Origin of the sequence: Legionella steelei, assembly GCF_001468005.1 — a bacterium.
GTDB lineage: Bacteria > Pseudomonadota > Gammaproteobacteria > Legionellales > Legionellaceae > Legionella > Legionella steelei.
This window is the reverse complement of record NZ_LNYY01000019.1, coordinates 1,324,058-1,347,115: the sequence shown is the minus strand read 5'-3', so window position 1 is coordinate 1,347,115 and position 23,058 is coordinate 1,324,058. Positions and strand designations below refer to the sequence as shown.

The window sequence follows — 23,058 nt, the reverse complement described above, 5'->3', positions numbered from 1 at the left end:
TTCCTCTCAGTAAACTTTTTAAAGATTCGCAATAAAATCTGGCGCTTACTTGCCTTTAAAAATCCTCTTCAGTGAAAAATCAAGTCGTCTAAAACCTAGCATTTTGAAGTATCTTGGGTATACTTCTACTTTTGGCTATAACCGGAAAAATGAGAATGCCTGAAAATTGGGTCGAAATCAAAAATTTAATCTTCACTCGTGAGAGTCGTTGCATTTTCAATAATGTTGATATGGTGGTTAAGCGAGGAAAAATTACTGCAATTATGGGGCCTAGTGGTTCTGGAAAAACAACTTTATTAAAGCTAATTGGTGCTCAATTAAAACCAGACAGCGGTTTGATTCATGTCAATGGCCAAAATATACATCAATTGCCGCGCAAGGCTTTGTATGATGCACGACGTAATATGGGTTTACTTTTTCAAAGCTCAGCTTTATTTACCCATCTTTCGGTATTTGATAATGTGGCCTTTCCTTTGCGAGAGCACACGTTATTAAATGAGTCCATGTTACGTGACATCGTATTGATGAAATTGGAGGCTGTGGGATTGCGGGGGGCTGCAAATCTGATGCCTGATCAATTGTCAGGCGGAATGGCTCGTCGGGTAGCCTTGGCTCGTACTATCGCTTTGGACCCAGAGCTTATGATGTACGATGAGCCATTTACTGGGCAGGATCCGATTTCTCTGGGGGTTTTAGTCCGTTTAATCAAACGATTAAATGAATTGTTGCATACAACAACAATTATTGTTTCGCATGATGTTGAAGAAACCTGTTCTATAGCAGATTATATTTACCTTATTTCTGGTGGAAAAATCATAGGCCAAGGAACTCCAGAAGAGCTAATTCAATCATCTGAACCTCAAATTAAACAATTTATGCATGGTGAAGCTGATGGGGTTGTTCCTTTTCATTATCCTGCCAGATCGTACATAGAGGAGCTATTAGATGCTTGAGTTCATCACGCGTGCCGGTAATCGTGGTTCACGGATTTTGCAAGACTTAGGAAGTTCTGGCCTATTCTTGTTTTTGATGCTGTTCAGACGACCTGGCATTTCAAGGCTTTGGCCTTTGCTGCGCTATCAAATCTACTTTGTTGGGGTTTTGTCGTGTTTAATTATTGTAGTGTCCGCATTATTTATTGGTATGGTTGTTGGTTTACAAGGTTATAATACGCTGCAGAAATTTGGTGCTTCAAGCCAACTAGGCCAATTATTGGCCTTAAGTATCTCAAGAGAGCTTGGACCAGTAATCAGTGCTTTATTGTTTGCTGGACGTGCGGGGTCTGCTTTAACTGCTGAAATTGGTTTAATGAAAGCAACAGAACAATTATCCAGCATGGATATGATGGGTGTTGACCCTTTAGGCAGGGTTATTTATCCTCGTTTTATAGCAGGTTTTATTACCTTACCACTTTTGGCATTAATCTTTTCAGCTGTAGCGATTTTTGGTGGTTATTTTATAGGTGTGCACTGGTTGGGCGTAGATGCGGGAAGTTTTTGGTCCAACATGCAGGCGGCAGTGGATTTCCGAATTGACGTACTCAGTGGTATCATTAAAAGTTTAGTTTTTGCTTTTGTTGTAACCTGGATTTCTGTATTCCAGGGTTTTGAGTGTGTTCCTACTGCAGAAGGTATTAGTCAAGCGACGACTAAAACAGTAGTTTATTCATCGCTTGCTGTATTAGGGCTTGATTTTTTGTTGACCGCAATGATGATTGGAGATTGGTAGATGAGTAAGCAACGTTATGTAGATTTTAGTGTTGGGCTATTTATGTTGCTTGGTATATTGGCTTTATTAGTCATGACAATGAAAGTGAGTAATCTTTCTAGTTTTATGTCTCATGACAATTATGATGTAACGGCTGATTTTACTGATATTGGTGGTCTAAAAGTACGCGCACCTGTTACTGTAGCAGGGGTTAAAATTGGAGAGGTAACTCATATTGAGTTGCAGCCCGGGGAGCTTAATGCCAAGGTCACTATGCGTTTACGAAGTGATAAGAAAATACCTTACGATGATGCATCTGCACGAATTTTGACTGAGGGTTTGCTTGGTTCCAATTACATTAGTATTGTTCCAGGTTTCGAGGATGAAGAGGACAAAGACCATCCTTATTTGAAAAATGGCGATGTGATTGGAAAAACTCAAGAAGCAATTATTCTTGAAAATTTAATTGGTCAACTACTATTTAACATTAAAAAATAAGGTCAAAGACATGAGAATAATAAAAACAATTTTATTAGTTGTCAGTGTGATTTTATCCCCTGTAATGAATGCACAAAACTCTCCTATACCTATGCTGGAGCAAACTGCTAATAACATCATCGCTACTCTTAAAGAAAATAAATCCAGTTTGAAAAATAATCCTAATATCATTTATAAGGCTGTAGAAACAAACTTACTCCCTATAGTTGACGTTGCAGGTATGTCACGTTCAGTACTGGGAAGACAAGCATGGAGTAAGGCAACAAATACGCAGCGAGCGCAATTTTCAAAAGCGTTTACTCGATTGGTTATTCGTACTTATTCTAGTCCATTAGCACAATACTCCGATGAAAGCGTACAATTTCTACCTTTAAGAGGCTCATTGGACTCTCGTTTTTTACGGGTTAACAGTATTATTATTCGTGCTGAAGGTCAAAACATCCCATTGTCTTATAGCCTTGTTGCTAAAAATGGCCAGTGGAAGATTTATGATATTAGTGTTGAAGGGGTAAGTTTGCTGCAAAGTTTCCGTTCACAGTTCGCGGCGGCATTACAAAATTCCAGTATTGATGAAGTCATCAAGTTAATGGAAAAAAAGCAACTTAAAAGGGCTGCATAATTGTGAGTACAGTTTATTTTAAGCCTGGTAGTGATCTTTCATTTAAGTCTGTTGTTGCAGTTCGAGCAAAACTCTATCAAGCTTTGATGGAAGATAAAAGTGGCAAGTTTGGTTTGGATCTTAGTGATGTGAGGCACTGTGATAGTGCTGGTCTAGCATTACTTATCGAGGCCAGGAAATTATGTAAAAAAAATAACAAGATTTTTGAAATTATTGGAGTTCCAGCTGATACCCAATCCTTAGCAGAGTTTTGTGGTGTGAGGGGGATTTTGGAGGCCGTATAATTTTTTGATTACTCAGTGAGAACGATCCAAATTTTTTGGAGAACGGTTACTTTTTAGAGTGATGAAATTTAGCCTGGGTGAAGGTGTGAACCGTAGCCCGGGTTTTTGTTTTTTTATTTGGATGACAGAACGTGGAGAGGCCTGTGCTCTGCCTAGATAAATTTGTTACCAAAAGTTGTATTTATTTCAATTTGTGAGCTAATTTTAATGATAAGTAATGAAGAAATAGAACAAAAATTTAAAGCCATCGATGATGTTTCTTACATCAAAGTGGAGGGGGATGGTTATCAATATCAGATAACTGTTGTAAGTGACGTCTTTTTAAATAAATCCAAGGTAGCCAGACAGCAGTGGGTCTATGCACAGCTGAGCGAATTAATTACCTCTGGCAAACTACACGCTGTGAGCATGAAGACGTGGACCAAAGAAGAATGGGGAACGCAACATGGATAAATTATTAATTAATGGTGGTAAAGCACTGAATGGGGAGGTAGTTATTTCCGGCGCAAAAAACGCAGCCTTACCTATTATGGCGGCAAGTTTACTTGCACGAGATCATGTGACCATTTCCAACGTCCCTCATCTCAAAGACATAACGACTATGATGGAATTGTTAGGTCAATTAGGTGCTCATTTAATCGTTGATGAAAAAATGAATGTCCAGGTTGATGCCAGTCAAGTGAATGAGTTTGTTGCTCCCTATGATTTAGTTAAAACAATGCGTGCTTCAATTTTAGTATTGGGCCCTTTGCTTGCTCGATTTGGTAAGGCGGATGTATCTTTACCAGGGGGATGTGCTATTGGGACAAGACCTGTTGATTTGCATTTAAAGGCATTGAAAACCATGGGGGCTGATATCACAGTAAAAAATGGTTATATCAATGCGCGTTGCAGACGTGGCCGTTTGCAAGGTAAGCGTTTAATGTTTGATACAGTTACAGTGACTGGTACTGAAAACGTACTCATGGCAGCAACCCTTGCTGAGGGTACAACAGTTATTAAAAATGCGGCTCGTGAACCTGAAGTAGTTGATTTGGCTAATTTTTTAATTCAAATGGGCGCAAAAATTTCTGGGGCTGGAACGTCAATAATTGAGGTTGAAGGTGTTGAGTCGCTTTCTGGTGGTACTTATTCTGTAATGTCCGACCGAATTGAAGCCGGTACTTATTTAGCAGCGGGTGCTCTAACTCGAGGACATGTTACTGTGAAACGAGTACGTCCCGATACTTTATTATCGCAACTGTGTAAGTTTGAAGAGGCTGGCGCTGAGTTAACAATAGGAGAAGATTGGGTTAGTCTTAATATGCACAATCAACGTCCTCAGGCAGTAAATATTTCTACTGCACCTTATCCTGCGTTTGCAACAGATATGCAGGCTCAATTCATGGCTATGAATTCCGTAGCAGTTGGTTCCTCGACTATAGTTGAAACGATATTTGAAAATCGTTTTATGCATGTACAGGAGCTACAACGTATGGGGGCTCAGATCCAACTCAATGGAAACACAGCGATCATTAATGGTGTAGAAAAATTAACCGGTGCACCAGTAATGGCAACTGACTTACGTGCTTCAGCCAGCTTGATCTTAGCTGGATTAGTTGCAGAAGGGGAAACTTCAGTTGAGCGTATTTATCACGTGGATAGAGGTTATGAGCGTATAGAAGAAAAATTATCTTTATTAGGCGCGGACATCAAACGAGTTTCTGACCGGTGATTACTAAAGAAGAACTGTCATTATACCTGCATCAATTGTTGGCGTGTGAACGATACAATGATTACGCGCCTAACGGAATGCAGGTTGAAGGAAAAGAACAGATTAAACGAATTTGCACTGCTGTAACCGCTTCTGAAGACGCAATTTCTCAGGCAATTGCCTGGAATGCAGATGCATTGTTGGTTCATCATGGTTATTTTTGGCGTGGCGAAGCGTCAACGATTGTAGGAATGAAACGCCAGCGGATTTATAAGCTGTTATGTAATGAGTTAAATTTATTTGCATACCATCTTCCTTTGGATTGCCATCCTGATCTGGGAAATAATGCTTGCTTAGCTAAATTATTTGAAGTCGACATGGTACATATGCACCGGGCAGGAAGTACTGACAGCATACTCTGGTCGGGAAAGTTAACTCAAGCCATGCAGCCAGCGCAATTTACTGAGTATTTGGCAAAAAAATTACAGCGTGATCCTTTGTTTATTGCCGGTAGTAAAAAGCCAATTACGCATATTGCATGGTGTAGTGGGGGAGCGCAGGATTTTATTGAGGATGCATACCGTTTAGGTGTCGATGCTTATATCAGTGGAGAGGTTTCTGAACGAACATATTATCAGGCAAAAGAATTAGGTATTCACTACTATTCTTGTGGACATCATGCAACAGAACGTTATGGCATTCAGGCTTTAGGTAATCATCTAGCCTCTCAATTTGAGTTAGCGCACTTATTTATTGATAGTGATAATCCTATTTAGCGAAACTAAAAAATTGTAGCCTGGGTTATGCTACGCGTCCCCAGGCTACAGCAACAGGAAGCTAATGTATGACGTGTAAAGGTTCTATATCACCCACAGTATACGTAGGTCCATGATCGCCTGGCTCAAAACTGTCAGGATTTTGGTTATCCAGAACTTCCAGTTGAATACTTACTCCGTCTAATGGAAAATCTTTCATTAAATCTCTGCCCATTGCAGGTGCAAGAATTTCCCAAAATACTTCCGCAGGAAACTCTTCAGAAGGTTCCATATATTTTAAAACAGCTGTGCGCAGCACCCTGTAATCAGGATACTGGTTAATTGATAGATTTTTCTTATAGGCATAACGCACATAAATGTTAACTGTTTGTCCTGATTGTCTACTCGTTTGGTATTTGGGAATAGTGAATTGAAAATAATTTTTTTCTATAAGACTTTCATTACTCACTGACGCCAATGAAGAGATAGGAAAAGAGAAAACTGCCACAGCTAATAAAATAATTTTAAACACATTTTTCATGAAATTCTCCAATAAAATAACGGACCAATGATGCAACAATCATCGGGATGAAGGGTTTGAGAACAAAGGTTAATTATTGGAAAATGATCGAGGTGGTTTATAGATACGAGCTGCGAATCCAGTACATAGAGAGAGAAGAAAAAGGAAAAAAGAAAATAAGCCCACAAGTGAATAAGTTTTTGATAAGATGTATGTTGTTGGTATTACATAGGTCTGACTAAAATTACAGCGAATAAAGCGGGTAAGGGGGCTTTTTTGTGGACACGGATTTTTAGATCCAACAGCTGTAGTGGTCACGGGGCTGAGGACATCGGTCTTGTTGCTTATTGTATAGGGGAATATTACAAGAAGCATTGAAAAAAATATCAAGAATACTTTCATGGCCATTATTTTATCAGATTAACTATTTTTATCAAAAAAAATCATTATTGAAAATGAGTGAAATGAAATGTGCTACATTTAATAAATCAATAGTGATTTACCCTCATGCAGCTCTTGTACCAGTAGGCATCATAAGCTAACATGATTTGATAATCGCTAAAGGATTGTTTTAATGATCAATTTCCGATACTTTATGTTTTTAGTTTTTTTATTTTGCTCTTTTTCGAGCCATTCAAATACAAATGGAAAGCACAATAAGGCTTTTCGAAATTTTTGGCATCCTACTTTTCTTGGAGAGCGTCTGGATTATTGCTCCATGGATGGTAAGGAATGCGGTAAAGTTGTCGCAGATCGTTATTGTCAAATGCTTGGCTATGAATACTCCAGTGATAATGAAATCGCCTATAACATAGGGTTAACACATTACTTATCAACTGGCGCGAGTTGTAAAGGTTGGCGTTGCAATGGCTTTATGACTATTGCGTGCGCCACGAGCTTATCACATACCCCGCCAAAACCTTATCATTATCGGGAAAAACGGTTTGCTGTTCCTCGTTTTAATGATTATCGTGTGGATTGGTGTTATGACCAAAAACAAGGTTGTGGTTCACGAGCAGCTAATTCTTTTTGCAGCCGCATGGGTTTTCTACAAGCCAAACATTTTGTGAAAGAAACTCAAGTTGGTGCTACGAGAACAATTGGTAGTCAGGAATTGTGTTTTGGTAATCAGTGCAATGCTTTTAAATTGATTGTGTGTTACCGATAGTTAATTAAGAAAATCTTTCCTTGCTTTATGAGTGAAAGAATGATGGTGCAAGTTTATAAAACTTAAGGATAAGTTTATGAGTATGAATGACAAGGTTTTTATCATCGATAATAATGAACATCGTAGTGACAAGCTGCACACGATACTTGATTTTATTGGTGAATCAACTGAAGTCAGTAAGTATGGTGAGTGGCAAATTGCTGATATAAATCCTGATGTGATTCTTCTTGGTGCAAGTGAGTCTATTCAAGAAACTATAAATGAACTGGATTTGTTGGTTAACCAATTTGTCAAAGTGCCGGTTATCGTTGTGGGACAAAAATTAAATAATACTCAATGCCTCTTGCGTAATGTGGTTGCCTGTCAGCCGTTCCCATTTACTTATGCACAAATTATGGAGTCTTTACACCAATGTCAAATTGCGAAAGAGGCGGTCAATTCTATTATTATTAGTAATCAAAAAAATCCTTTATTACGTAGTCTTGTGGGGAGTAGTGCGGGCATTCGTAATGTACGCAGGCTTATAGAACAAGTATCGGATACAGAGGCCAGTGTTTTAGTTTTAGGAGAGTCCGGAACAGGTAAAGAAGTGGTTGCTCGTAATATCCATGCTCTGTCATCAAGAGCCAGCAAGCCGTTCATTCCCATTAACTGCGGAGCTATTCCTGGAGAGCTGCTCGAAAGTGAATTATTTGGCCACGAAAAAGGCGCGTTTACTGGAGCGATTACTTCTCGACAAGGTCGATTTGAATTAGCAAATGGAGGTACTTTATTCCTTGATGAGATAGGTGATATGCCGTTACCTATGCAAGTAAAATTATTGCGAGTATTGCAAGAGCGCTGCTTTGAACGGGTGGGCTCCAATAAAAGTATCGAAGTGAATGTTAGAATTATTGCAGCGACTCATAGAAACTTAGAGGAAGCGATTAAAGAGGGGAAATTCAGAGAAGACTTATTTTATAGACTTAATGTATTCCCCATAGAAATGCCTCCTTTAAGAGAGCGTGCAGAGGATATTTCCTTATTATTTAACGAGCTGATTTCACGTATTGAAAGTGAAAACAGACCTAGTGTGCGTTTAATGCCAGATGCTATGGTTGCATTGAGTGAGTACAATTGGCCAGGTAATATCAGAGAATTGGCTAACTTAGTAGAGCGCTTAACTATTTTGTACCCTAAAGGAATTTTGAGCAAAGACGATTTACCGCAAAAAATTCGAGGTGAATATAAACCACCATATACTGAATCTGATACGTCAAGCTCTGAGCGAGAAGCTTTGTTAGATGCGATGAGTCAAGAACAGATTTCCAGTACAGAAGGTATTGATTTAAAAGAACACTTAGTGAAAACTGAGCTGGCTCTGATTAGTCAAGCATTAAATGAAGCCGATTGGGTGGTTGCTCATGCCGCAAGCTATCTGAATATGCGACGTACTACCTTGGTTGAAAAAATGCGCAAATATGGACTTACGCGCCCTGAACGGGTCTGAATTCAAACCACGCCCCTACAATAAATATATTATAATTATTATTATAAAATAATGGGGCGTGTGTTATGGCATATTCTAAAATGGGCAATATTCAGAGTGGTTTGCTTGATATCATTAATCTTTTACCCCATTAAATTGCAATGAATTTCAGACTTCTCTGGCTGCTCAATTAGCTTCTGTCGCCGCTCAGACTGAGCCAACAGCCGATGCAATTGCTGGCATTCTTCATTCAGTTCGAGAGCATCTTCTGATGACACCGGGGGAGATTTCAGATACAGGCGCTGAAGAGCCAAATAAAAAATATCAATTTATAAATACCCCCAATCCATCGTTGACCCAGAAAATTTTCCATCAGCTGATTGAGGTGGCAGCGAAGCAATTGGGCGCTGAACGGATGCATGAAGACAATGACCTAGTGATAAAACATATTTTGCCATTAAGCACATCAGCAAAAATTGAGGATATCTCGCCGGACGGCATTCAAGGACTTAAGGGGCGATTAGAACAAGACAAAACCGACATAGTACATCAAGCTGGTATTCGGTATCGTATGGCTTTGTTGCTTGGTAATGATGTTTACAAGAGCATTCCAGATGATGCGGATCATTATTGGGTGTTGCACTTATTTCAGGCTGATGACGATGGACGAGGAGTGACGAACAGAATTCAAAAAACTTTTGCAGGGGGGCCTCACTTATCGAGGTCAGCGTGGATATGGTAGTGGTTAATAGAAATCAGGGACATGAAAAATTCCTGAAAAGATGAACAGATAGAAATGTCCTTATAAGGCATCAGAATGAGATTGTAATATTTAGTAAAGACGTTCAATCGCAATGGTTTTTTCAGGCCAGAGAACAAGAAAATATGGCGGTGATCGCATTTCTTCGCAATTTGGATAAAATTGAAATTTACAAGGCAGGTGAAACAACATGTAATCTAAAAGACACACAAGAAAACGTCTTTAAAACACTTGCCTTGATGTCTGAGAGGACATCAAGGCCTGGCAATTAGCTTGTAATCATTTGAACAAAGGCGTCAATTTAAAAGATATAGGGGCCACACTTTCCCCTTAGAGTGACGCCATGATTGGACAGGGCTTGATTAATTGGAGTGTAAGATCACTGTGCTTATTCAAAGCACTCCTCATTGACGTGTTAAATTATAACAATTAAAGGAGATGGCACAGTTATTTAAACACTATCAACAGCTATTGTTTGGTCTCATCATTTTTTGATTTTTCATCGGCACTAGGTTCTGCAGTCGATATATTTTCTTCAACAGTTTTTTTGGGCTTGGCTTCTTTAACAGGCTCTTCATGAGTTTGCTCTGTTTTTTTTGCTTCTTCTGCTTCTTGTGCTCTATTTTCTTTATAGTTTTGGACGATTTCACCTACACTCTTTTTGATGTCAGTATATAACTTGCCTGTCATTGAAGCTAACTCTTTGAGATCAGGTAGTTTTGATTTAAAGTCGCTCATCGCTCACTCCATATTGTAATCTAAATTAATTATATACCATTATCTCGAATTCGGCAGTTAATCCAGCATTTTGAATCTTAAAGATTTTTTACTATTCATTATGCTGAATTAACTGCCAATTTAGATTGGTTGGCTCTTTTAGCCCCATGGGTGCATCAATCTCATTGCTGGCTTAAGTAATTTATTAGTCAGCGATGCTTTGGGAGGAATAGTGAGTTTGAATGCTTTATAGGCAGCAATTTTTTCTATGAGATAGTCGTCACTTGTGCATAGCTTATCTACAAGCTTTAGATCAAAAGCATCTTTAGCTAACCAATGTTCTCCTGTAGACACTTCTTCAATATCTAATTGCTCCCGATTACTTGCCACATAATTTCTAAATGCAGCGTGTATTTTCTCTATATCATCTTGAGCTTTCTCTCTGCCTTTTTCAGTATTTTCGCCGAACAGGGTCAAGGTTCGTTTGAACTCCCCAGCGGTCAATAATTCTACATCAACATCGTGTTTTTTAAGCCAGCGATGAAAATTAGGTATTTGTGCTACTACACCAATAGAGCCAATAATTGCAAAAGGAGCAGCAATGATTTTATTGGCGACGCAGGCCATTAAATAACCTCCACTGGCAGCCATTTTATCAATGCTCACAGTTAAAGGAATATTTTTATCACGAATGCGTTGGAGCTGCGATGCAGCCAGCCCATAACTGTTGACTACTCCGCCAGGACTGTCCAAGCGAACTAACACTTCATCTCCAGGTTTAGCGGTGCAAAGAATAGCCGTTACTTCTTCTCTAAGCTGTTCCACCTGGGATGCTTTGATGTCGCCTTGAAAGTCGATCACATAAAGTGTGGGATGATCCTCTTTAGTTTTTTTATTTTTTTTCTTTTTGGGTGGTTTTTTGCCAAGAACTTCTTTGTTCATTATGGATATGATATGATCATAATGTTTGTTTAAAGAAGTGATTTCCAGTTTGGGCTTTGGTTTGCGACTTATAGAGAAAAAACCAGCAAATACTATGAGGAAAGCAATAACAACAGTTATTGCTTTTAAAAGAAACATACCATATTGACTTAAAAATTCCATTACAAAACAAACCTTTTAAAAAATAAAAATAAATTATGGCGATCAATAAGAGACTTCGCAAGAGCTGATTAAGTATTTAAATCGTCTGCCAAGAGTTTGAGGATAAATCAAATCACTTGTTTTGTTTTTTAGTTAGGGTACCATTTCTTATAAAAGTGTGGCCCGGTTATGCTATGCTTCATCCAGGTACTTAAATGCCCAGAAACTCAACCTACAGTGTATTATTGTCCTATGCTTGATGTGATTAACCTTCATTTTGATTATCAGGATCAGCCTTTACTCAATAAAGTAGCTTTTCATGTGCCAGCAGGGGGATTGCTGCATTTGCGGGGTAGAAATGGAGCAGGTAAGACAACTTTATTGAAGTTAATTGCCGGTTTATTTTATCCACATCAAGGGGAAGTTCAATTTTTGGGACAAAATATAACTAAAGATCGCCCAGCTTATCAGCGTCAAATGTGTTTTGTTGGACACAAAGCAGGGATTAATCCTAATTTAACGCTAAGAGAGAATTGTTATTTTGATCTTCATTATGCGCCCGCAACTGTAAATATAAACGACCGATTTGATAAAATAGAAGAGCTTGCTTCAATATTTAAACTGGAACATCATCTTGATGTTTCTTGTGGTTTATTATCTTCTGGGCAACGGAGACAAGCTGGGTTACTACGTTTATGGTTCTCTGACGCCAAATTATGGCTTCTTGATGAACCTTTAGTTGCTTTAGATAAACACGCTATCACGCAGGTTATGGATAAAATAGCGACTCATCGACAACAGGGAGGGGGGGTGTTATTGACATCTCACCAGCAATTACCACTAAGTTCCTCTGATTATGAGGAGTATTGTTTGTGAGTTCTTCTTTTTTACTATTTACCAAACAATTTAGGCGTGAGTTACTCATTCAGATGCGCCAGATCCGTTTTCTAGTAAACGCATGCTTGTTTTTCTTAATTTTTCTTTTTATGTTCCCACTGACTATTAAGCCGGAAGTCGTATTGCTTAGGACTATTGCTCCTGGTTTAGTGTGGATGGGGATCATGTTGTCTTTGTTGCTTTCAGCAGAACGTTTATTTCAACAAGATTATGAGCATGGTGTCATTGAGCAATGGATCGTTTCAGGGCAGTCTTTACCTTTACTTGTTGCGGCGAAAGTAATCGCCCATTGGTTATTTAACTTACTGCCTTTGCTCGTTTTATGCCCATTGGTTTCCTTGCTTTTTTCATTAAATGCTTGGGAAACTGGTGTACTTGCATTGACCATTATTTGTGGCACGCCTTCTTTATTATTTCTTTGTGCTCTGGCTGCAGCATTTAGTGTGGGAATCAACCAAAAAGGTCTTTTGATGGCTTTAATTTTGTTACCGCTAACTCTCCCTATACTTATTTTTGGCAGCGGAACGGTACATATTGCCATGCAAGGTTTACCAATTAGTGCTTATTTGTCTTTATTATCTGCCATGTCAGTCGTTGCTATGGGATTTTTACCTTACGCAATCGCCGGTATAATACGCATCAGCCATGTTGAATAAATTAGAGATGAGTTTATTGTAGCCGGATTACGCTACGCTGCACCCCGGCTACTTTATTTTATAACAAATTTTGCGAATGAGTGGATGCGTGTTAAAATCCGCTTTTTTTGATTTCAATTATTCCTATGTGGAAATTATTATATCAACTGGCATCGCCTAAGTTTTTTTATAATTTCGCTGGACGCCTTATACCCAGTTTGTCTGTAGGTGCTTTAGTGGCATTAGTTGTTGGTATTATTTGGGGGTTGGCATTTACTCCTCCCGATTATCAACAAGGTGACGCATTTCGTATTATCTATGTGCATGTTCCCAGTGCATTTTTGTCTATGATGCTTTATGCCTGGATGGGTTTTTTAGCAGTATTGCTTTTAGTTTGGCGTATTAAAATAGCCGGTCTTTTAATCAGTATTATTGCTCAAATTGGCCTTAGTATGGCCTTTCTTGCTTTAGTCACCGGAAGTATTTGGGGTAAACCTATGTGGGGCGCATGGTGGGTTTGGGATGCTCGCCTGACTTCTGAATTAATTCTTTTATTGCTGTATGCCGCAATTTTGGCAACACACTATGCTGTAAAAAACAAAGAAGATGGAGATAAAATTATTGCCATCTTAACCTTAGTTGGAATTATTGACTTACCCATTATTCATTATTCGGTATATTGGTGGAATACCTTGCATCAAGGGTCTACTTTATCAGTCTTTGCCAAGCCGAAGATTGATGGCAGCATGTTGTATCCTTTGTTGCTCACTCTAACTGGATTTTTCTTATACAGTTTGTGGATTATTTTAGAGAAAGCGCGCCAAGAATTATTGCTTAGAGAAAAGAGACAATCATGGGTTAAGATTCAATTTGAAGGGGAACTTAAATGAATCAATTCTTAGAATGGTTAGCAATGGGAGGATACTCTATCTATGTTTGGCCAGCTTATGGTTTGGTTTGTGTTGTTTTGGTCATGAATATGTTAGGTATGAAATGGAAAGGGAAACAGACACGCCAAAAATTACAACAATGGTTTAAGCGATAGAAAATGACTCCAGCCCGCAAACGTAAGATAACATTTTTAGTATTCACCATGTCTATTGTATCTATAGCTGCAGCACTGGTTTTATATGCGCTTCGACAAAATATCAGTTTATTTTATACTCCGAGTCAGGCTGTAACAGGCGAAGCGCCACAACAGCATACTATTCGAATAGGGGGTATGGTAGAGAAGGGCTCCATTCTTCGTTCGAAAAAAGGCTTGAATGTAGAATTTAAGATAACTGATTATAATCAAACAATTAGCGTGACTTATACTGGTATTCTTCCCGATTTATTTAGGGATGAACAAGGTGTGGTTGCTGAAGGGCAACTGATAGATGGTCAACATTTTCGCGCCTCACAAGTATTGGCGAAGCATGATGCGAATTATATGCCGCCGGAAGTGAAAGCCGCTTTAGCCCAAAAGGTACGTTCATGATTGCAGAATTAGGACTTTTTTCTCTGGTTTTGGCTTTACTTTCCTCCATTATGCTTGCATTAATTCCACTAGCGGGCTTGCAATTAAAACGTGTGCATTGGATGAGTGCTGCCAGTACTTATGTGGTTTGTCAGTTTTTCTTTATTGCTTTGTCCTATCTTTTTCTGACGCTTTGTTTTTTAAAGAATGATTTTTCGGTAATTTATGTGCTGAAAAACTCCAGTATTTCCTTACCCTGGTTTTACAAGCTCTGCGCGGTTTGGGGTGGCCATGAAGGCTCCATGTTGTTATGGGTTGCCATCCTTAGTTTTTGGACTTTGCTTGTGGCTTTTTGTAGTTCTGGTTTAGATAGAGAAATGCGTACACGAGTTTTAGTGGTTCTCGGTTGGTTAAGCATTGGATTTATCCTGTTTTTGCTGACTACATCTAATCCTTTTTTGCGCCAATTTCACGTTTTGGATACCCAAGGACGTGATTTGAATCCTTTATTGCAAGATCCTGGCTTTTTATTCCATCCACCTATGTTGTATATGGGCTATGTAGGTTTCTCCGTTGCTTTTGCTTTCGCTATTGCAGCGCTTTGGGCCGGTAAGGTAGAAGCCAGTTGGTCCAAGTGGACTAGACCTTGGACATTAGCTGCTTGGTGTTGTTTAACTGCAGGGATAACTTTAGGAAGCTGGTGGGCTTATCGTGAGTTAGGCTGGGGAGGATGGTGGTTTTGGGATCCGGTAGAAAATGCTTCTTTTATGCCTTGGTTGGTAGGAACTGCGTTATTGCACTCTTTAGCCGTAACTGAGCAGCGCCAACAATTTAAAGCTTGGACTATGTTGCTTGCCATTGCTGCATTTTCTTTAAGTTTAATTGGTACTTTTCTTGTACGATCCGGTGTTTTAACTTCAGTTCATGCATTTGCTGTAGATCCTCAGCGCGGTTTATATATTTTAGGATTCTTATTGTTGGTGATTGGCGGTTCTTTATTATTATTTCTTTTTAGAGCGCAGACTTTACACTCAGGTGGCAATCCTAGCCCTGTCTCTAGAGAAAGTGCTTTATTATTAAACAACGTTTTTTTAGTGGTAATTATGCTCACTGTATTAATGGGAACGGTATACCCATTACTTATTGAAGGTTTGGGACTAGGTAAGTTGTCAGTAGGAGCTCCTTATTTTAATTCTGTATTTGTTCCCTTAATGATTCCATTATTGTTATTGATGGGAGTTGGCGTTCATCTAAAATGGAATAGTGATCAGTGGCGTAGTGTTTTAAAAAAACTGTGGAAGGTCGCTTTGCTTAGCGTGTTAATTCCGCTGCTTTTATTCATTGTCACTACGAGAGAATTTAATGGATCAGCCTTTATGGGGCTAATCCTTGCGTTCTGGGTGATTTTAAGTACCACTAAAGCAGCTTACAAGCGTATTTATGATCGTGGTTTATCTCAAGTAGGGCAAGCTTATTGGGGAATGATTCTGGCACATCTGGGGGTAGCAACTACGGTAATTGGTATTGCCGTTTCTACTGCTTATGGTGTGCAGGATGATGTGCAAATGGAACCCGGAAAAACAGTAACTTTGCATGATTATTCGATAGAGTTTATGTATCAGGAGCCCCTATCTGGACCGAACTATAAAGGAACCAAAGCACAGTTTAAAATAAGTCATAAAGGAAAAACGAAGCTGATTTATCCTGAAAAAAGGCTGTATACGATAGGTCAAATGGCTATGACTGAATCAGCAATTGATGTAACACCTTTTAGAGATATTTATGTTGCTTTGGGTGAGCCATTAACTGATGATTCCTGGTCAGTAAGATTATACTATAAACCATTAATTCGCTGGATTTGGACTGGTGGATTTATGATTTTAGCAGGTGGTCTTTTTGCGCTAACAGATAGACGATATTATCAAAAAAGGGCAATCGTAGTTGGTGCCCAGGAGTTGAAGGCATGAGAAAAATAGGATGGAAGATTGTTCCTATTACCCTTTTTTTGCTGCTTTGTGTTTTCCTTTGGCGGGGTTTGTCTTTAAACCCGCATGAGTTACCTTCGGTACAATTAGGTAAGACGTTACCACAATTTAGTTTACCCCAATTGCACAATCCGAATTCAGTTTTTAGTTCCAACCAATTACGGGACCAAGTTATTTTGTTAAATGTTTGGGCTAGTTGGTGTGCCGCTTGTGTTGACGAACAGGTTTTGATGTTGCAACTGGCACGTGAAGGAGTCCCAATTTATGGGTTAAATTATAAAGACAAGCCTGTCAATGCACTCCGATGGTTAGAGCAGTGGGGAAATCCTTATAAGCTCGTGATTCAAGATCAGGATGGGAAAGTTGCTATCGATTTGGGTGTTTATGGAGCACCAGAAACGTTTGTGATTGATAAGCATGGAATCATTCGTTATCGACATGTTGGCATTATGACTCAGGACGTTTGGTTAAAAGAGATTTCACCCTTAATAAAGCGTTTGGAGCAGACTTAGTGGTTAGAGTATATTTCATACTTTTAGGTTTTTTGATGTTTCTATGTTCATCTGTATGGGCGAACAGTACTTATCCTTTGGATTCAGTGCAAAAAGAAGCTCAGTTTCAACACCTTCTCAAAGACTTACGTTGCCTGGTTTGTCAAAATCAAGATTTGGCAGACTCTAATGCTGAATTAGCAAAAGACTTGCGTGCCCAGGTTTATCAAATGGTAAAAGATGGGAAGAGCGATACGGAAATCAGTGATTATCTGACTGCACGATATGGGGATTTTATCCTGTTTAATCCACCTGTTAAGGCAGTAACTTTTTTATTGTGGTTTGGACCCATTTTATTTTTATTATTCGGTTTTGTTATTTTCTGGCGGACTTGTTTTGCCGTTCGTAAAAAGAAACTTAGTGAATAAATCCTGAAAGGAAAACTCTTGTGTGCCACAGTAGATTATTTTTAAATGAAGTGAGTTCCTTATGAGTGAGTGGTGGTTGTTGGGATTATTATCAGGGCTTGCTGGACTAGCCTGTATTTTTATGGTGTACCCATTCAAACGTCGTTTTATTACTAGCTTGTTCGTGGTTCCCGTTGTTTTTTTGATGGCATTTACCGGATATTTTTATTGGGGTGGTTTTGGCGGATGGCAGGAGTATATCCACCACCTGCAAACACAAGAACAAGCTAAAAAAATGTTGGAATCCGTTAAAAGCCCTCAAGAGTTAATCGATAAATTAAAGGCAAAATTGGATGACAGCCCCAAAAGCGCTAAAGGCTGGTACCTCTTAGGGCGTTTGTACAGTAGCCAAAATGACAAACAAAACGCCGTGATTGCTTTTGCAAAGGCCTATCATTTTAAGCCAGGTGATGAACAATATGCAGTCAATTACGCGCACAGTTTGTGGGTAATGAATAATCAGCAATTTACGACACAGATTACCGAGATATTTAATCGATTATTAAAAAATAATCCCAACCAACCCGATGCACTCGCGATGCTTGCAATGAATGCTTTTGTTAGTCATGCATATGAAGATGCTATAGATTATTGGCAACGGTTATTAAAATTAGCGCCAGAGCAATCCGATGAGGCTCAAGCAATTCGTAAGGCAATTGCTAAGGCTGAGGAGCGCATTAAGTTAAGAGCTAAAAATCTGGATTGATTTATAGCCAATGTTGTATTGATTTATTAAGTTAGTAGATTTTAAGTTTGCAAGCGATACGAAACAATATCTATTTGTTAATGCAATTAATTTTAAATCTGCTAGTCTATAAATAGGCATCAGAATTTTAAGGAGAAAATGATGTATAAGAGGGTATTGTTTGCTACTGACTTTGACGAGGTTGGTATTATAGCAGCGCATAAGGCAAAAAAAATTGCTGATGAGAATGGTGCTGACTTGATATTAGTTCATGTCGTAGAACCCATTCCTGCTTATGCTTATCCTGGTTTTGCTGGGTTTGCTGAGGTTGAATTATCCATTCGTGAGCAAGCTGAAAAAGAGCTCAATGATTTGGGTAAAAAATTAGGGGTAGACGCAAAACATCGATTCATTGAATTTGGCTCCACTAAAAATGAAATTTTAAGAGTCGCTCAAGAGCGACAAATCGATTTAATTGTTACAGGAAGTCATGGAAAACATGGTCTTTCATTATTGCTAGGATCAACTGCAAACTCCATTTTACATGGCGCTCAATGTGATGTTTTAATTGTCCGTTCTATTCCGCCAGAGAAGCATGCGTAAAGAATAATTATAAAATAAAAAGAATGTAACCTGGGTGTAGCGTAGCGTAACCCGGGTTGTACTTCTTTATTCCTTGGTTTCGCTACTCGAATATCAGGTTTGAATCTCTCTTAATATTTCTCAATAGCATAGAAAACAAGTATACTATCAGATTTCACGTGACACGATTGAACTACATATGAAATTGTTGCGCGGCATTCAACACGTTTCTGCTTTTGATAAAGGCGTGGTAGCTACTATTGGTAATTTTGATGGAGTACATTTAGGCCATCAAAATCTTCTTAAGACTTTAAGAAATAAAGCAAATCACTTAAAGTTGCCATTAGTCCTTATTTTATTTGAGCCTCAGCCCAGAGAGTATTTTCAACAGGAGAAAGCACCTGCCAGACTCTCAAGTTTAAGAGAAAAATTAGATGTTCTACGTACGTGTCAGATTGATTATGTATACTGTATTAAGTTTGATAATGCATTAGCACAAACATCAGCAGCTGATTTTGTCCGCACTTATTTATTTTCTATATTAAATGTGAACTATCTTTTGGTCGGTGAGGATTTTCGTTTTGGTAAAAACAGGGAAGGGGATGTACGTTTGTTGATGGAGTTGAGCGCAGAACATGCCTGTGATGTGAGTATTTATTCAAATTTTTGTATGAATGAAGATCGAATTAGCTCAACACGAATTAGAATGGCCTTGCAGCATGGTGATCTGAATACTGCCGCAAAATACTTAGGCAGACTTTATAGTATTTGTGGACGTGTATTACATGGGGATGGTCGAGGACGTCAGTGGGGGATTCCAACGGCAAATCTCGCTCTTCATCGTACCGCACTTCCTATACAGGGCGTGTTTGTAGTGCAAGTTCGAATCGTATCCCAAATAGTGTATGGTGTCGCTAATGTTGGTCGTCGCCCTACAGTGGATGGAAGTAAGAATGTTTTAGAAGTGCATCTATTTGATTTTGAACGGTCAATTTATGGCGAATTATTGCAGGTGTTTTTCTTGCACAAATTGCGCGATGAAGTTAAATTTACTTCAGTGGATGCTTTAATTGCGCAGATTTATGATGATATTGCAGCAGCAAAGGAATTCCTTAGGAATTATAATGAACTACCTCAATATCAAAATCTGGGTGTGGATTTGAATGCAGATTGAATGAAAAATATTTTGGATTGGCCGGGGCGTGCTGTTTAAAATCTTTTTCATTCAAGATGCATTAAATGTGATTATTCCCTGATCCGAGGTGAGTAATCACCCAAGTTTAACGATTTGCAGAGTGAACCTTATGGCAGAATATAAAGATACATTAAATCTTCCCAATACCTCATTTCCGATGAAGGCAAGTTTGGCTACTCGAGAGCCGGAGGTTTTGGCCAATTGGCAGGCTAAAAAGGTATATGAAAAAATTCGTAGTGCGCGTGCTGGAAGTAAGCGCTTCATTTTGCATGATGGTCCTCCTTATGCGAATGGCCATTTGCATTGCGGACATGCGTTAAATAAAATTCTTAAAGATATTATTGTTAAATCTAAATCATTCAGCGGATATGACGCCCCCTTTGTCCCTGGTTGGGATTGTCATGGATTACCTATTGAACTCAATGTAGAGAAAAAGATAGGCCGTGTTGGTGATAAAGTAACTGCGAAAGTATTTCGTGCCAAATGTCGCGAGTATGCTGCTGGCCAAATCGATATCCAGCGCGATGAGTTTCAAAGACTCGGTGTGTTTGGCGATTGGTATAATCCCTATGTCACTATGGATTTTCGTTATGAAGCCAATATTGTGCGTGCACTCGGTCTAATGATCAAAAATGGTCATTTGCAACAAGGTTTTAAACCCGTACATTGGTGTATTGATTGTGGTTCAGCTTTAGCTGAGGCAGAGGTTGACTACGATGAGAAAACCTCACCATCAATAGATGTTGCTTTTTTTGCAGTAAAACCTGAAGAGTTTATTGGTTTATTTCCTATAAATGCAGAAACAAAACCGCTTAGCCTGCCTATTTGGACGACTACACCATGGACCTTACCTGCCAATGAAGCAGTATGCTTGCATCCAGCAGTTGATTATTCTTTGGTTGATACCGGTGATTCTTATTTAATACTTGCCACTGACTTGGTGGAGTCTGCGATGGCTCGCTATGGGATGAGTCACTACACAATTCGTGGGGCAGCAAAAGGAAAGGTTTTTGAACATTTGAAGTTAAAACATCCTTTTTACAATCGAGTTGTACCTGTGATCTTAGGGGAGCATGTCACTACCGAATCAGGTACTGGAAGTGTACATACTGCACCTGCTCATGGCCCAGATGATTATTTAGTAGGACAAACTTATAATTTACCGCTAATTAATCCAGTTAAAGGAAATGGTTGTTTTGCTGATGATGTAGAATTATTTGCTGGGCTTTCTGTATTAAAGTCGAATGACACGATTTTGGGCGTTTTAGCTGAGAAAGGTGTGCTTTTGGCTAAAGAGAATATCAGACACAGTTATCCTCATTGTTGGCGGCATAAATCACCAATGATTTTCTTAGCTACGCCTCAATGGTTTATCTCTATGGATAAAAGCCAGCTAAGAGAACATATTGTTAGCGAAATTGATAAAGTTACATGGGTTCCTGATTGGGGGAAGGCCCGTATCAGTAATATGGTTGAAAATAGACCTGACTGGTGTATATCAAGGCAAAGAGCTTGGGGTACTCCCATGCCTTTATTTGTCCATAACACGACACGTGAATTACATCCTAAGACACTAGAGCTCATTGAGCAAATTGCTTTACTGATTGAGAAATCGGGTATTGATGCATGGTTCGAACTGGACGCAAGTGAGTTACTTGGGGATGATGCGGCGTTTTATGACAAAATTAATGACACTATGGATGTGTGGTTTGATTCTGGTGTCACCCATTTTTGTGTTTTACAACAAAATGATACGTTAGCTTTCCCCGCAGATATTTACTTTGAGGGTTCCGACCAGCATCGTGGCTGGTTTAACTCGTCACTCACTACTTCAGTGGCTATGTATGGTGTTGCTCCTTATAAAACCGTGTTGACCCATGGTTATACTGTGGATGCTGAGGGTAAAAAACTTTCAAAATCCAAAGGAAACTATGTGGCATTAGATCAACTGGTCAATCAGTATGGCGCTGATATTTTGCGTTTATGGGTGGCTTCTACGGATTATCGACATGAAGTGAGTATTTCGGACGAGATTATCAAACGAAATGCAGATGCTTATCGAAGAATTCGTAATACAGCTCGCTTTTTATTGGCAAACTTATTTGATTTTGATCCGGTAGTTGATTGCGTACACGAAAAAGATCTTTTGGAATTAGATAAATGGGCATTAAAGCGTAGCCAGCTCTTGCAAGAAGAAATTATAGAAGCCTATGAGAGCTATCAATTCCATATTATTTACCAAAAAATCCATAATTTCTGTGCAGTTGATATGGGAAGTTTTTATCTTGATTTGATTAAGGACAGACAATACACCAGTGCTAAAGAAAGTAAGGCCAGACGCTCTTGCCAAACTGCGATGTATCATATAATTCGATCGTTCACTCTTTGGCTCGCACCTATATTGTCTTTTACTGCAGAAGAAATAGGACGCTATATACCTGGTTACAATCAAGATTCAGTGTTTACTGAGCTTTGGTATGATGCTTGGCCAAAGATAGATGATGTAAATATGGCGGATTGGGATGAGTTGCATTTAATTCGTGACGAAGTCAATAAGGCTTTGGAAGAAACACGTCAAAAAGGAGAGATTGGTTCTGCTTTAGCTGCTGAGGTGACTTTGTATGCAGACGATAAAGTACTACCTAAGCTAACGCGTTTGGGCGAAGAGCTACGCTTTTTATTAATCACATCCGATGCGATAGTTCATCCTATGAGTTCAGCCCCAACTGGATTGTCGGCTACTGCATATGGTGTTTCTATTGCAGTTTCTGCAAGTTCACACGAAAAGTGTGCTCGTTGTTGGCACAGACGACCTGATGTTGGCCAAGATGGACTGCATCCTGAGTTGTGTTTACGATGTGTTGGTAATATTAGTGGTCAAGAGGAAATGAGGCAATTTATATGAAAAAATGGCCGTGGTTTATGCTCAGTCTTGCAGTAATTGTTTGTGATCAGGCAAGCAAATACTTAGTGAGCGTTCTTTTAATTCCGTATAAACCATTGCCTGTTTTTCCTATGTTTAATCTGACCCTGGCTTATAACTCCGGTGCAGCATTTAGTTTTTTAAGCGGTGCCGGGGATTGGCACCGATGGTTCTTCTCTGGTTTTAGTCTCATTGTAAGTATTATTCTTGCTATCTGGTTGTATCGCACTGCGAGTCAGGCCAAATTGCTTTTGGCGGGAATTAGCTTGATTTTAGGAGGAGCGATTGGTAATTTGTTCGATAGAGCCTTTCATGGCTACGTGATTGATTTCATAGATGTCTACTATAAACACCATCATTTTGCTACTTTTAACGTAGCGGACAGCGCGATTTGTATCGGGGCTGGATTTTTCCTTTTGGATTTATTGGTGAATAAACAGGACTCGTAATTGTTCACTACTTAGTAA

General features: G+C 39.1%; 27 protein-coding genes. 24 read left to right on the top strand and 3 right to left on the bottom strand.

Features of this window, described 5'->3' with window-relative positions:
- The first annotated feature begins 155 nt into the window (after positions 1–155).
- The 8 genes from Lste_RS10075 (at position 156) to Lste_RS10040 (ending at position 5,577) form a co-directional block, all read left to right on the top strand.
- Complete coding sequence (locus tag Lste_RS10075) at positions 156–953, top strand: ATP-binding cassette domain-containing protein (protein ID WP_058510890.1); 798 nt, start codon at positions 156–158, stop codon at positions 951–953.
- Positions 946–1,728, top strand: coding sequence for a lipid asymmetry maintenance ABC transporter permease subunit MlaE (mlaE, locus tag Lste_RS10070; RefSeq protein WP_058510889.1), 783 nt, complete (start codon positions 946–948; stop codon positions 1,726–1,728). The genes Lste_RS10075 and mlaE overlap by 8 nt, the downstream gene beginning before the upstream one ends.
- Positions 1,729–2,205 (top strand): outer membrane lipid asymmetry maintenance protein MlaD, encoded by a 477-nt coding sequence (mlaD, locus tag Lste_RS10065; RefSeq protein ID WP_058510888.1) that lies wholly within the window; start codon positions 1,729–1,731, stop codon positions 2,203–2,205.
- 10 nt (positions 2,206–2,215) lie between these two features.
- Entirely contained in the window at positions 2,216–2,824 is a 609-nt protein-coding gene (locus Lste_RS10060) for an MlaC/ttg2D family ABC transporter substrate-binding protein (RefSeq protein ID WP_058510887.1), read from the top strand.
- 2 nt (positions 2,825–2,826) lie between these two features.
- The gene (locus tag Lste_RS10055; RefSeq protein WP_058510886.1) at positions 2,827–3,108 is read left to right on the top strand and encodes an STAS domain-containing protein; all 282 of its coding nucleotides are present in this window, start codon (positions 2,827–2,829) and stop codon (positions 3,106–3,108) included.
- A gap of 207 nt (positions 3,109–3,315) precedes the next feature.
- A complete protein-coding gene (locus tag Lste_RS10050; protein WP_058510885.1) occupies positions 3,316–3,561 on the top strand; it encodes a BolA family protein in 246 nt (81 codons plus the stop codon).
- A complete protein-coding gene (gene murA, locus Lste_RS10045; RefSeq protein ID WP_058510884.1) occupies positions 3,554–4,822 on the top strand; it encodes a UDP-N-acetylglucosamine 1-carboxyvinyltransferase in 1,269 nt (422 codons plus the stop codon). The genes Lste_RS10050 and murA overlap by 8 nt, the downstream gene beginning before the upstream one ends.
- Positions 4,819–5,577: a Nif3-like dinuclear metal center hexameric protein gene (locus Lste_RS10040; RefSeq protein WP_058510883.1), complete on the top strand. Its 759-nt coding sequence runs from the start codon at positions 4,819–4,821 to the stop codon at positions 5,575–5,577. Before murA ends, Lste_RS10040 begins: the two co-directional genes overlap by 4 nt.
- Positions 5,578–5,638: 61 nt before the next feature.
- Here Lste_RS10040 and Lste_RS10035 read toward each other — a convergent pair whose 3' ends face one another.
- Complete coding sequence (locus Lste_RS10035; RefSeq protein WP_058510882.1) at positions 5,639–6,097, bottom strand: hypothetical protein; 459 nt, start codon at positions 6,095–6,097, stop codon at positions 5,639–5,641.
- Between the two features lie 553 nt (positions 6,098–6,650).
- Here Lste_RS10035 and Lste_RS10030 point away from each other — a divergent pair.
- The 3 genes from Lste_RS10030 (at position 6,651) to Lste_RS10020 (ending at position 9,454) form a co-directional block, all read left to right on the top strand.
- Positions 6,651–7,244, top strand: coding sequence for a hypothetical protein (locus Lste_RS10030; RefSeq protein ID WP_058510881.1), 594 nt, complete (start codon positions 6,651–6,653; stop codon positions 7,242–7,244).
- A gap of 76 nt (positions 7,245–7,320) precedes the next feature.
- Positions 7,321–8,733 carry a sigma-54 dependent transcriptional regulator gene (locus Lste_RS10025; RefSeq protein ID WP_058510880.1) on the top strand — a complete coding sequence of 471 codons (1,413 nt, stop codon included), beginning with the start codon at positions 7,321–7,323 and terminating at the stop codon, positions 8,731–8,733.
- A gap of 250 nt (positions 8,734–8,983) precedes the next feature.
- A complete protein-coding gene (locus tag Lste_RS10020; protein ID WP_058510879.1) occupies positions 8,984–9,454 on the top strand; it encodes a hypothetical protein in 471 nt (156 codons plus the stop codon).
- A 486-nt stretch (positions 9,455–9,940) separates the two neighbouring features.
- Here the strand turns inward: Lste_RS10020 and Lste_RS10015 are convergent, their stop codons facing one another.
- Positions 9,941–10,210, bottom strand: coding sequence for a hypothetical protein (locus Lste_RS10015; RefSeq protein ID WP_058510878.1), 270 nt, complete (start codon positions 10,208–10,210; stop codon positions 9,941–9,943).
- A gap of 138 nt (positions 10,211–10,348) precedes the next feature.
- Positions 10,349–11,293, bottom strand: a complete 945-nt coding sequence (gene sohB / locus Lste_RS10010) for a protease SohB (protein ID WP_058510877.1) — start codon at positions 11,291–11,293, stop codon at positions 10,349–10,351.
- Positions 11,294–11,524: 231 nt separating this feature from the next.
- Here sohB and ccmA point away from each other — a divergent pair, with 231 nt between their 5' ends.
- The 13 genes from ccmA (at position 11,525) to lspA (ending at position 23,040) form a co-directional block, all read left to right on the top strand.
- Positions 11,525–12,148: a heme ABC exporter ATP-binding protein CcmA gene (gene ccmA / locus Lste_RS10005; RefSeq protein ID WP_058511711.1), complete on the top strand. Its 624-nt coding sequence runs from the start codon at positions 11,525–11,527 to the stop codon at positions 12,146–12,148.
- Complete coding sequence (gene ccmB / locus Lste_RS10000) at positions 12,145–12,825, top strand: heme exporter protein CcmB (protein WP_058510876.1); 681 nt, start codon at positions 12,145–12,147, stop codon at positions 12,823–12,825. Before ccmA ends, ccmB begins: the two co-directional genes overlap by 4 nt.
- A gap of 125 nt (positions 12,826–12,950) precedes the next feature.
- Positions 12,951–13,694 carry a heme ABC transporter permease CcmC gene (ccmC, locus tag Lste_RS09995; protein WP_058510875.1) on the top strand — a complete coding sequence of 248 codons (744 nt, stop codon included), beginning with the start codon at positions 12,951–12,953 and terminating at the stop codon, positions 13,692–13,694.
- Positions 13,691–13,849, top strand: a complete 159-nt coding sequence (ccmD, locus tag Lste_RS09990; RefSeq protein ID WP_058510874.1) for a heme exporter protein CcmD — start codon at positions 13,691–13,693, stop codon at positions 13,847–13,849. Before ccmC ends, ccmD begins: the two co-directional genes overlap by 4 nt.
- Positions 13,850–13,852: 3 nt before the next feature.
- Positions 13,853–14,284: a cytochrome c maturation protein CcmE gene (gene ccmE, locus Lste_RS09985; protein WP_058510873.1), complete on the top strand. Its 432-nt coding sequence runs from the start codon at positions 13,853–13,855 to the stop codon at positions 14,282–14,284.
- On the top strand, positions 14,281–16,230 hold the full coding sequence (locus Lste_RS09980; RefSeq protein ID WP_058510872.1) for a heme lyase CcmF/NrfE family subunit: 1,950 nt from the start codon (positions 14,281–14,283) through the stop codon (positions 16,228–16,230). The genes ccmE and Lste_RS09980 overlap by 4 nt, the downstream gene beginning before the upstream one ends.
- Positions 16,227–16,760 (top strand): DsbE family thiol:disulfide interchange protein, encoded by a 534-nt coding sequence (locus Lste_RS09975; protein WP_058510871.1) that lies wholly within the window; start codon positions 16,227–16,229, stop codon positions 16,758–16,760. The genes Lste_RS09980 and Lste_RS09975 overlap by 4 nt, the downstream gene beginning before the upstream one ends.
- A gap of 35 nt (positions 16,761–16,795) precedes the next feature.
- Positions 16,796–17,167 (top strand): cytochrome c-type biogenesis protein, encoded by a 372-nt coding sequence (locus Lste_RS09970; protein WP_058511710.1) that lies wholly within the window; start codon positions 16,796–16,798, stop codon positions 17,165–17,167.
- A gap of 61 nt (positions 17,168–17,228) precedes the next feature.
- Complete coding sequence (locus Lste_RS09965) at positions 17,229–17,912, top strand: tetratricopeptide repeat protein (RefSeq protein ID WP_058510870.1); 684 nt, start codon at positions 17,229–17,231, stop codon at positions 17,910–17,912.
- A gap of 141 nt (positions 17,913–18,053) precedes the next feature.
- Complete coding sequence (locus tag Lste_RS09960) at positions 18,054–18,494, top strand: universal stress protein (RefSeq protein WP_058510869.1); 441 nt, start codon at positions 18,054–18,056, stop codon at positions 18,492–18,494.
- 178 nt (positions 18,495–18,672) lie between these two features.
- Positions 18,673–19,647 (top strand): bifunctional riboflavin kinase/FAD synthetase, encoded by a 975-nt coding sequence (gene ribF / locus Lste_RS09955; protein WP_058510868.1) that lies wholly within the window; start codon positions 18,673–18,675, stop codon positions 19,645–19,647.
- Between the two features lie 130 nt (positions 19,648–19,777).
- Positions 19,778–22,573 (top strand): isoleucine--tRNA ligase, encoded by a 2,796-nt coding sequence (ileS, locus tag Lste_RS09950; RefSeq protein WP_058510867.1) that lies wholly within the window; start codon positions 19,778–19,780, stop codon positions 22,571–22,573.
- Positions 22,570–23,040: a signal peptidase II gene (gene lspA, locus Lste_RS09945; RefSeq protein WP_058510866.1), complete on the top strand. Its 471-nt coding sequence runs from the start codon at positions 22,570–22,572 to the stop codon at positions 23,038–23,040. Before ileS ends, lspA begins: the two co-directional genes overlap by 4 nt.
- The last annotated feature ends 18 nt before the right edge of the window (positions 23,041–23,058 follow it).

Coding starts and splice junctions, on each gene's coding strand:
- Lste_RS10075 (WP_058510890.1), top strand. CDS start 156: ATGCCTGAAAATTGGGTCGAAATCAAAAATTTAATCTTCACTCGTGAG.
- mlaE (WP_058510889.1), top strand. CDS start 946: ATGCTTGAGTTCATCACGCGTGCCGGTAATCGTGGTTCACGGATTTTG.
- mlaD (WP_058510888.1), top strand. CDS start 1,729: ATGAGTAAGCAACGTTATGTAGATTTTAGTGTTGGGCTATTTATGTTG.
- Lste_RS10060 (WP_058510887.1), top strand. CDS start 2,216: ATGAGAATAATAAAAACAATTTTATTAGTTGTCAGTGTGATTTTATCC.
- Lste_RS10050 (WP_058510885.1), top strand. CDS start 3,316: ATGATAAGTAATGAAGAAATAGAACAAAAATTTAAAGCCATCGATGAT.
- murA (WP_058510884.1), top strand. CDS start 3,554: ATGGATAAATTATTAATTAATGGTGGTAAAGCACTGAATGGGGAGGTA.
- Lste_RS10035 (WP_058510882.1), bottom strand. CDS start 6,097: ATGAAAAATGTGTTTAAAATTATTTTATTAGCTGTGGCAGTTTTCTCT.
- Lste_RS10030 (WP_058510881.1), top strand. CDS start 6,651: ATGATCAATTTCCGATACTTTATGTTTTTAGTTTTTTTATTTTGCTCT.
- Lste_RS10025 (WP_058510880.1), top strand. CDS start 7,321: ATGAGTATGAATGACAAGGTTTTTATCATCGATAATAATGAACATCGT.
- Lste_RS10020 (WP_058510879.1), top strand. CDS start 8,984: ATGACACCGGGGGAGATTTCAGATACAGGCGCTGAAGAGCCAAATAAA.
- Lste_RS10015 (WP_058510878.1), bottom strand. CDS start 10,210: ATGAGCGACTTTAAATCAAAACTACCTGATCTCAAAGAGTTAGCTTCA.
- sohB (WP_058510877.1), bottom strand. CDS start 11,293: ATGGAATTTTTAAGTCAATATGGTATGTTTCTTTTAAAAGCAATAACT.
- ccmA (WP_058511711.1), top strand. CDS start 11,525: ATGCTTGATGTGATTAACCTTCATTTTGATTATCAGGATCAGCCTTTA.
- ccmC (WP_058510875.1), top strand. CDS start 12,951: ATGTGGAAATTATTATATCAACTGGCATCGCCTAAGTTTTTTTATAAT.
- ccmD (WP_058510874.1), top strand. CDS start 13,691: ATGAATCAATTCTTAGAATGGTTAGCAATGGGAGGATACTCTATCTAT.
- ccmE (WP_058510873.1), top strand. CDS start 13,853: ATGACTCCAGCCCGCAAACGTAAGATAACATTTTTAGTATTCACCATG.
- Lste_RS09980 (WP_058510872.1), top strand. CDS start 14,281: ATGATTGCAGAATTAGGACTTTTTTCTCTGGTTTTGGCTTTACTTTCC.
- Lste_RS09975 (WP_058510871.1), top strand. CDS start 16,227: ATGAGAAAAATAGGATGGAAGATTGTTCCTATTACCCTTTTTTTGCTG.
- Lste_RS09970 (WP_058511710.1), top strand. CDS start 16,796: ATGTTTCTATGTTCATCTGTATGGGCGAACAGTACTTATCCTTTGGAT.
- Lste_RS09965 (WP_058510870.1), top strand. CDS start 17,229: ATGAGTGAGTGGTGGTTGTTGGGATTATTATCAGGGCTTGCTGGACTA.
- Lste_RS09960 (WP_058510869.1), top strand. CDS start 18,054: ATGTATAAGAGGGTATTGTTTGCTACTGACTTTGACGAGGTTGGTATT.
- ribF (WP_058510868.1), top strand. CDS start 18,673: ATGAAATTGTTGCGCGGCATTCAACACGTTTCTGCTTTTGATAAAGGC.
- ileS (WP_058510867.1), top strand. CDS start 19,778: ATGGCAGAATATAAAGATACATTAAATCTTCCCAATACCTCATTTCCG.
- lspA (WP_058510866.1), top strand. CDS start 22,570: ATGAAAAAATGGCCGTGGTTTATGCTCAGTCTTGCAGTAATTGTTTGT.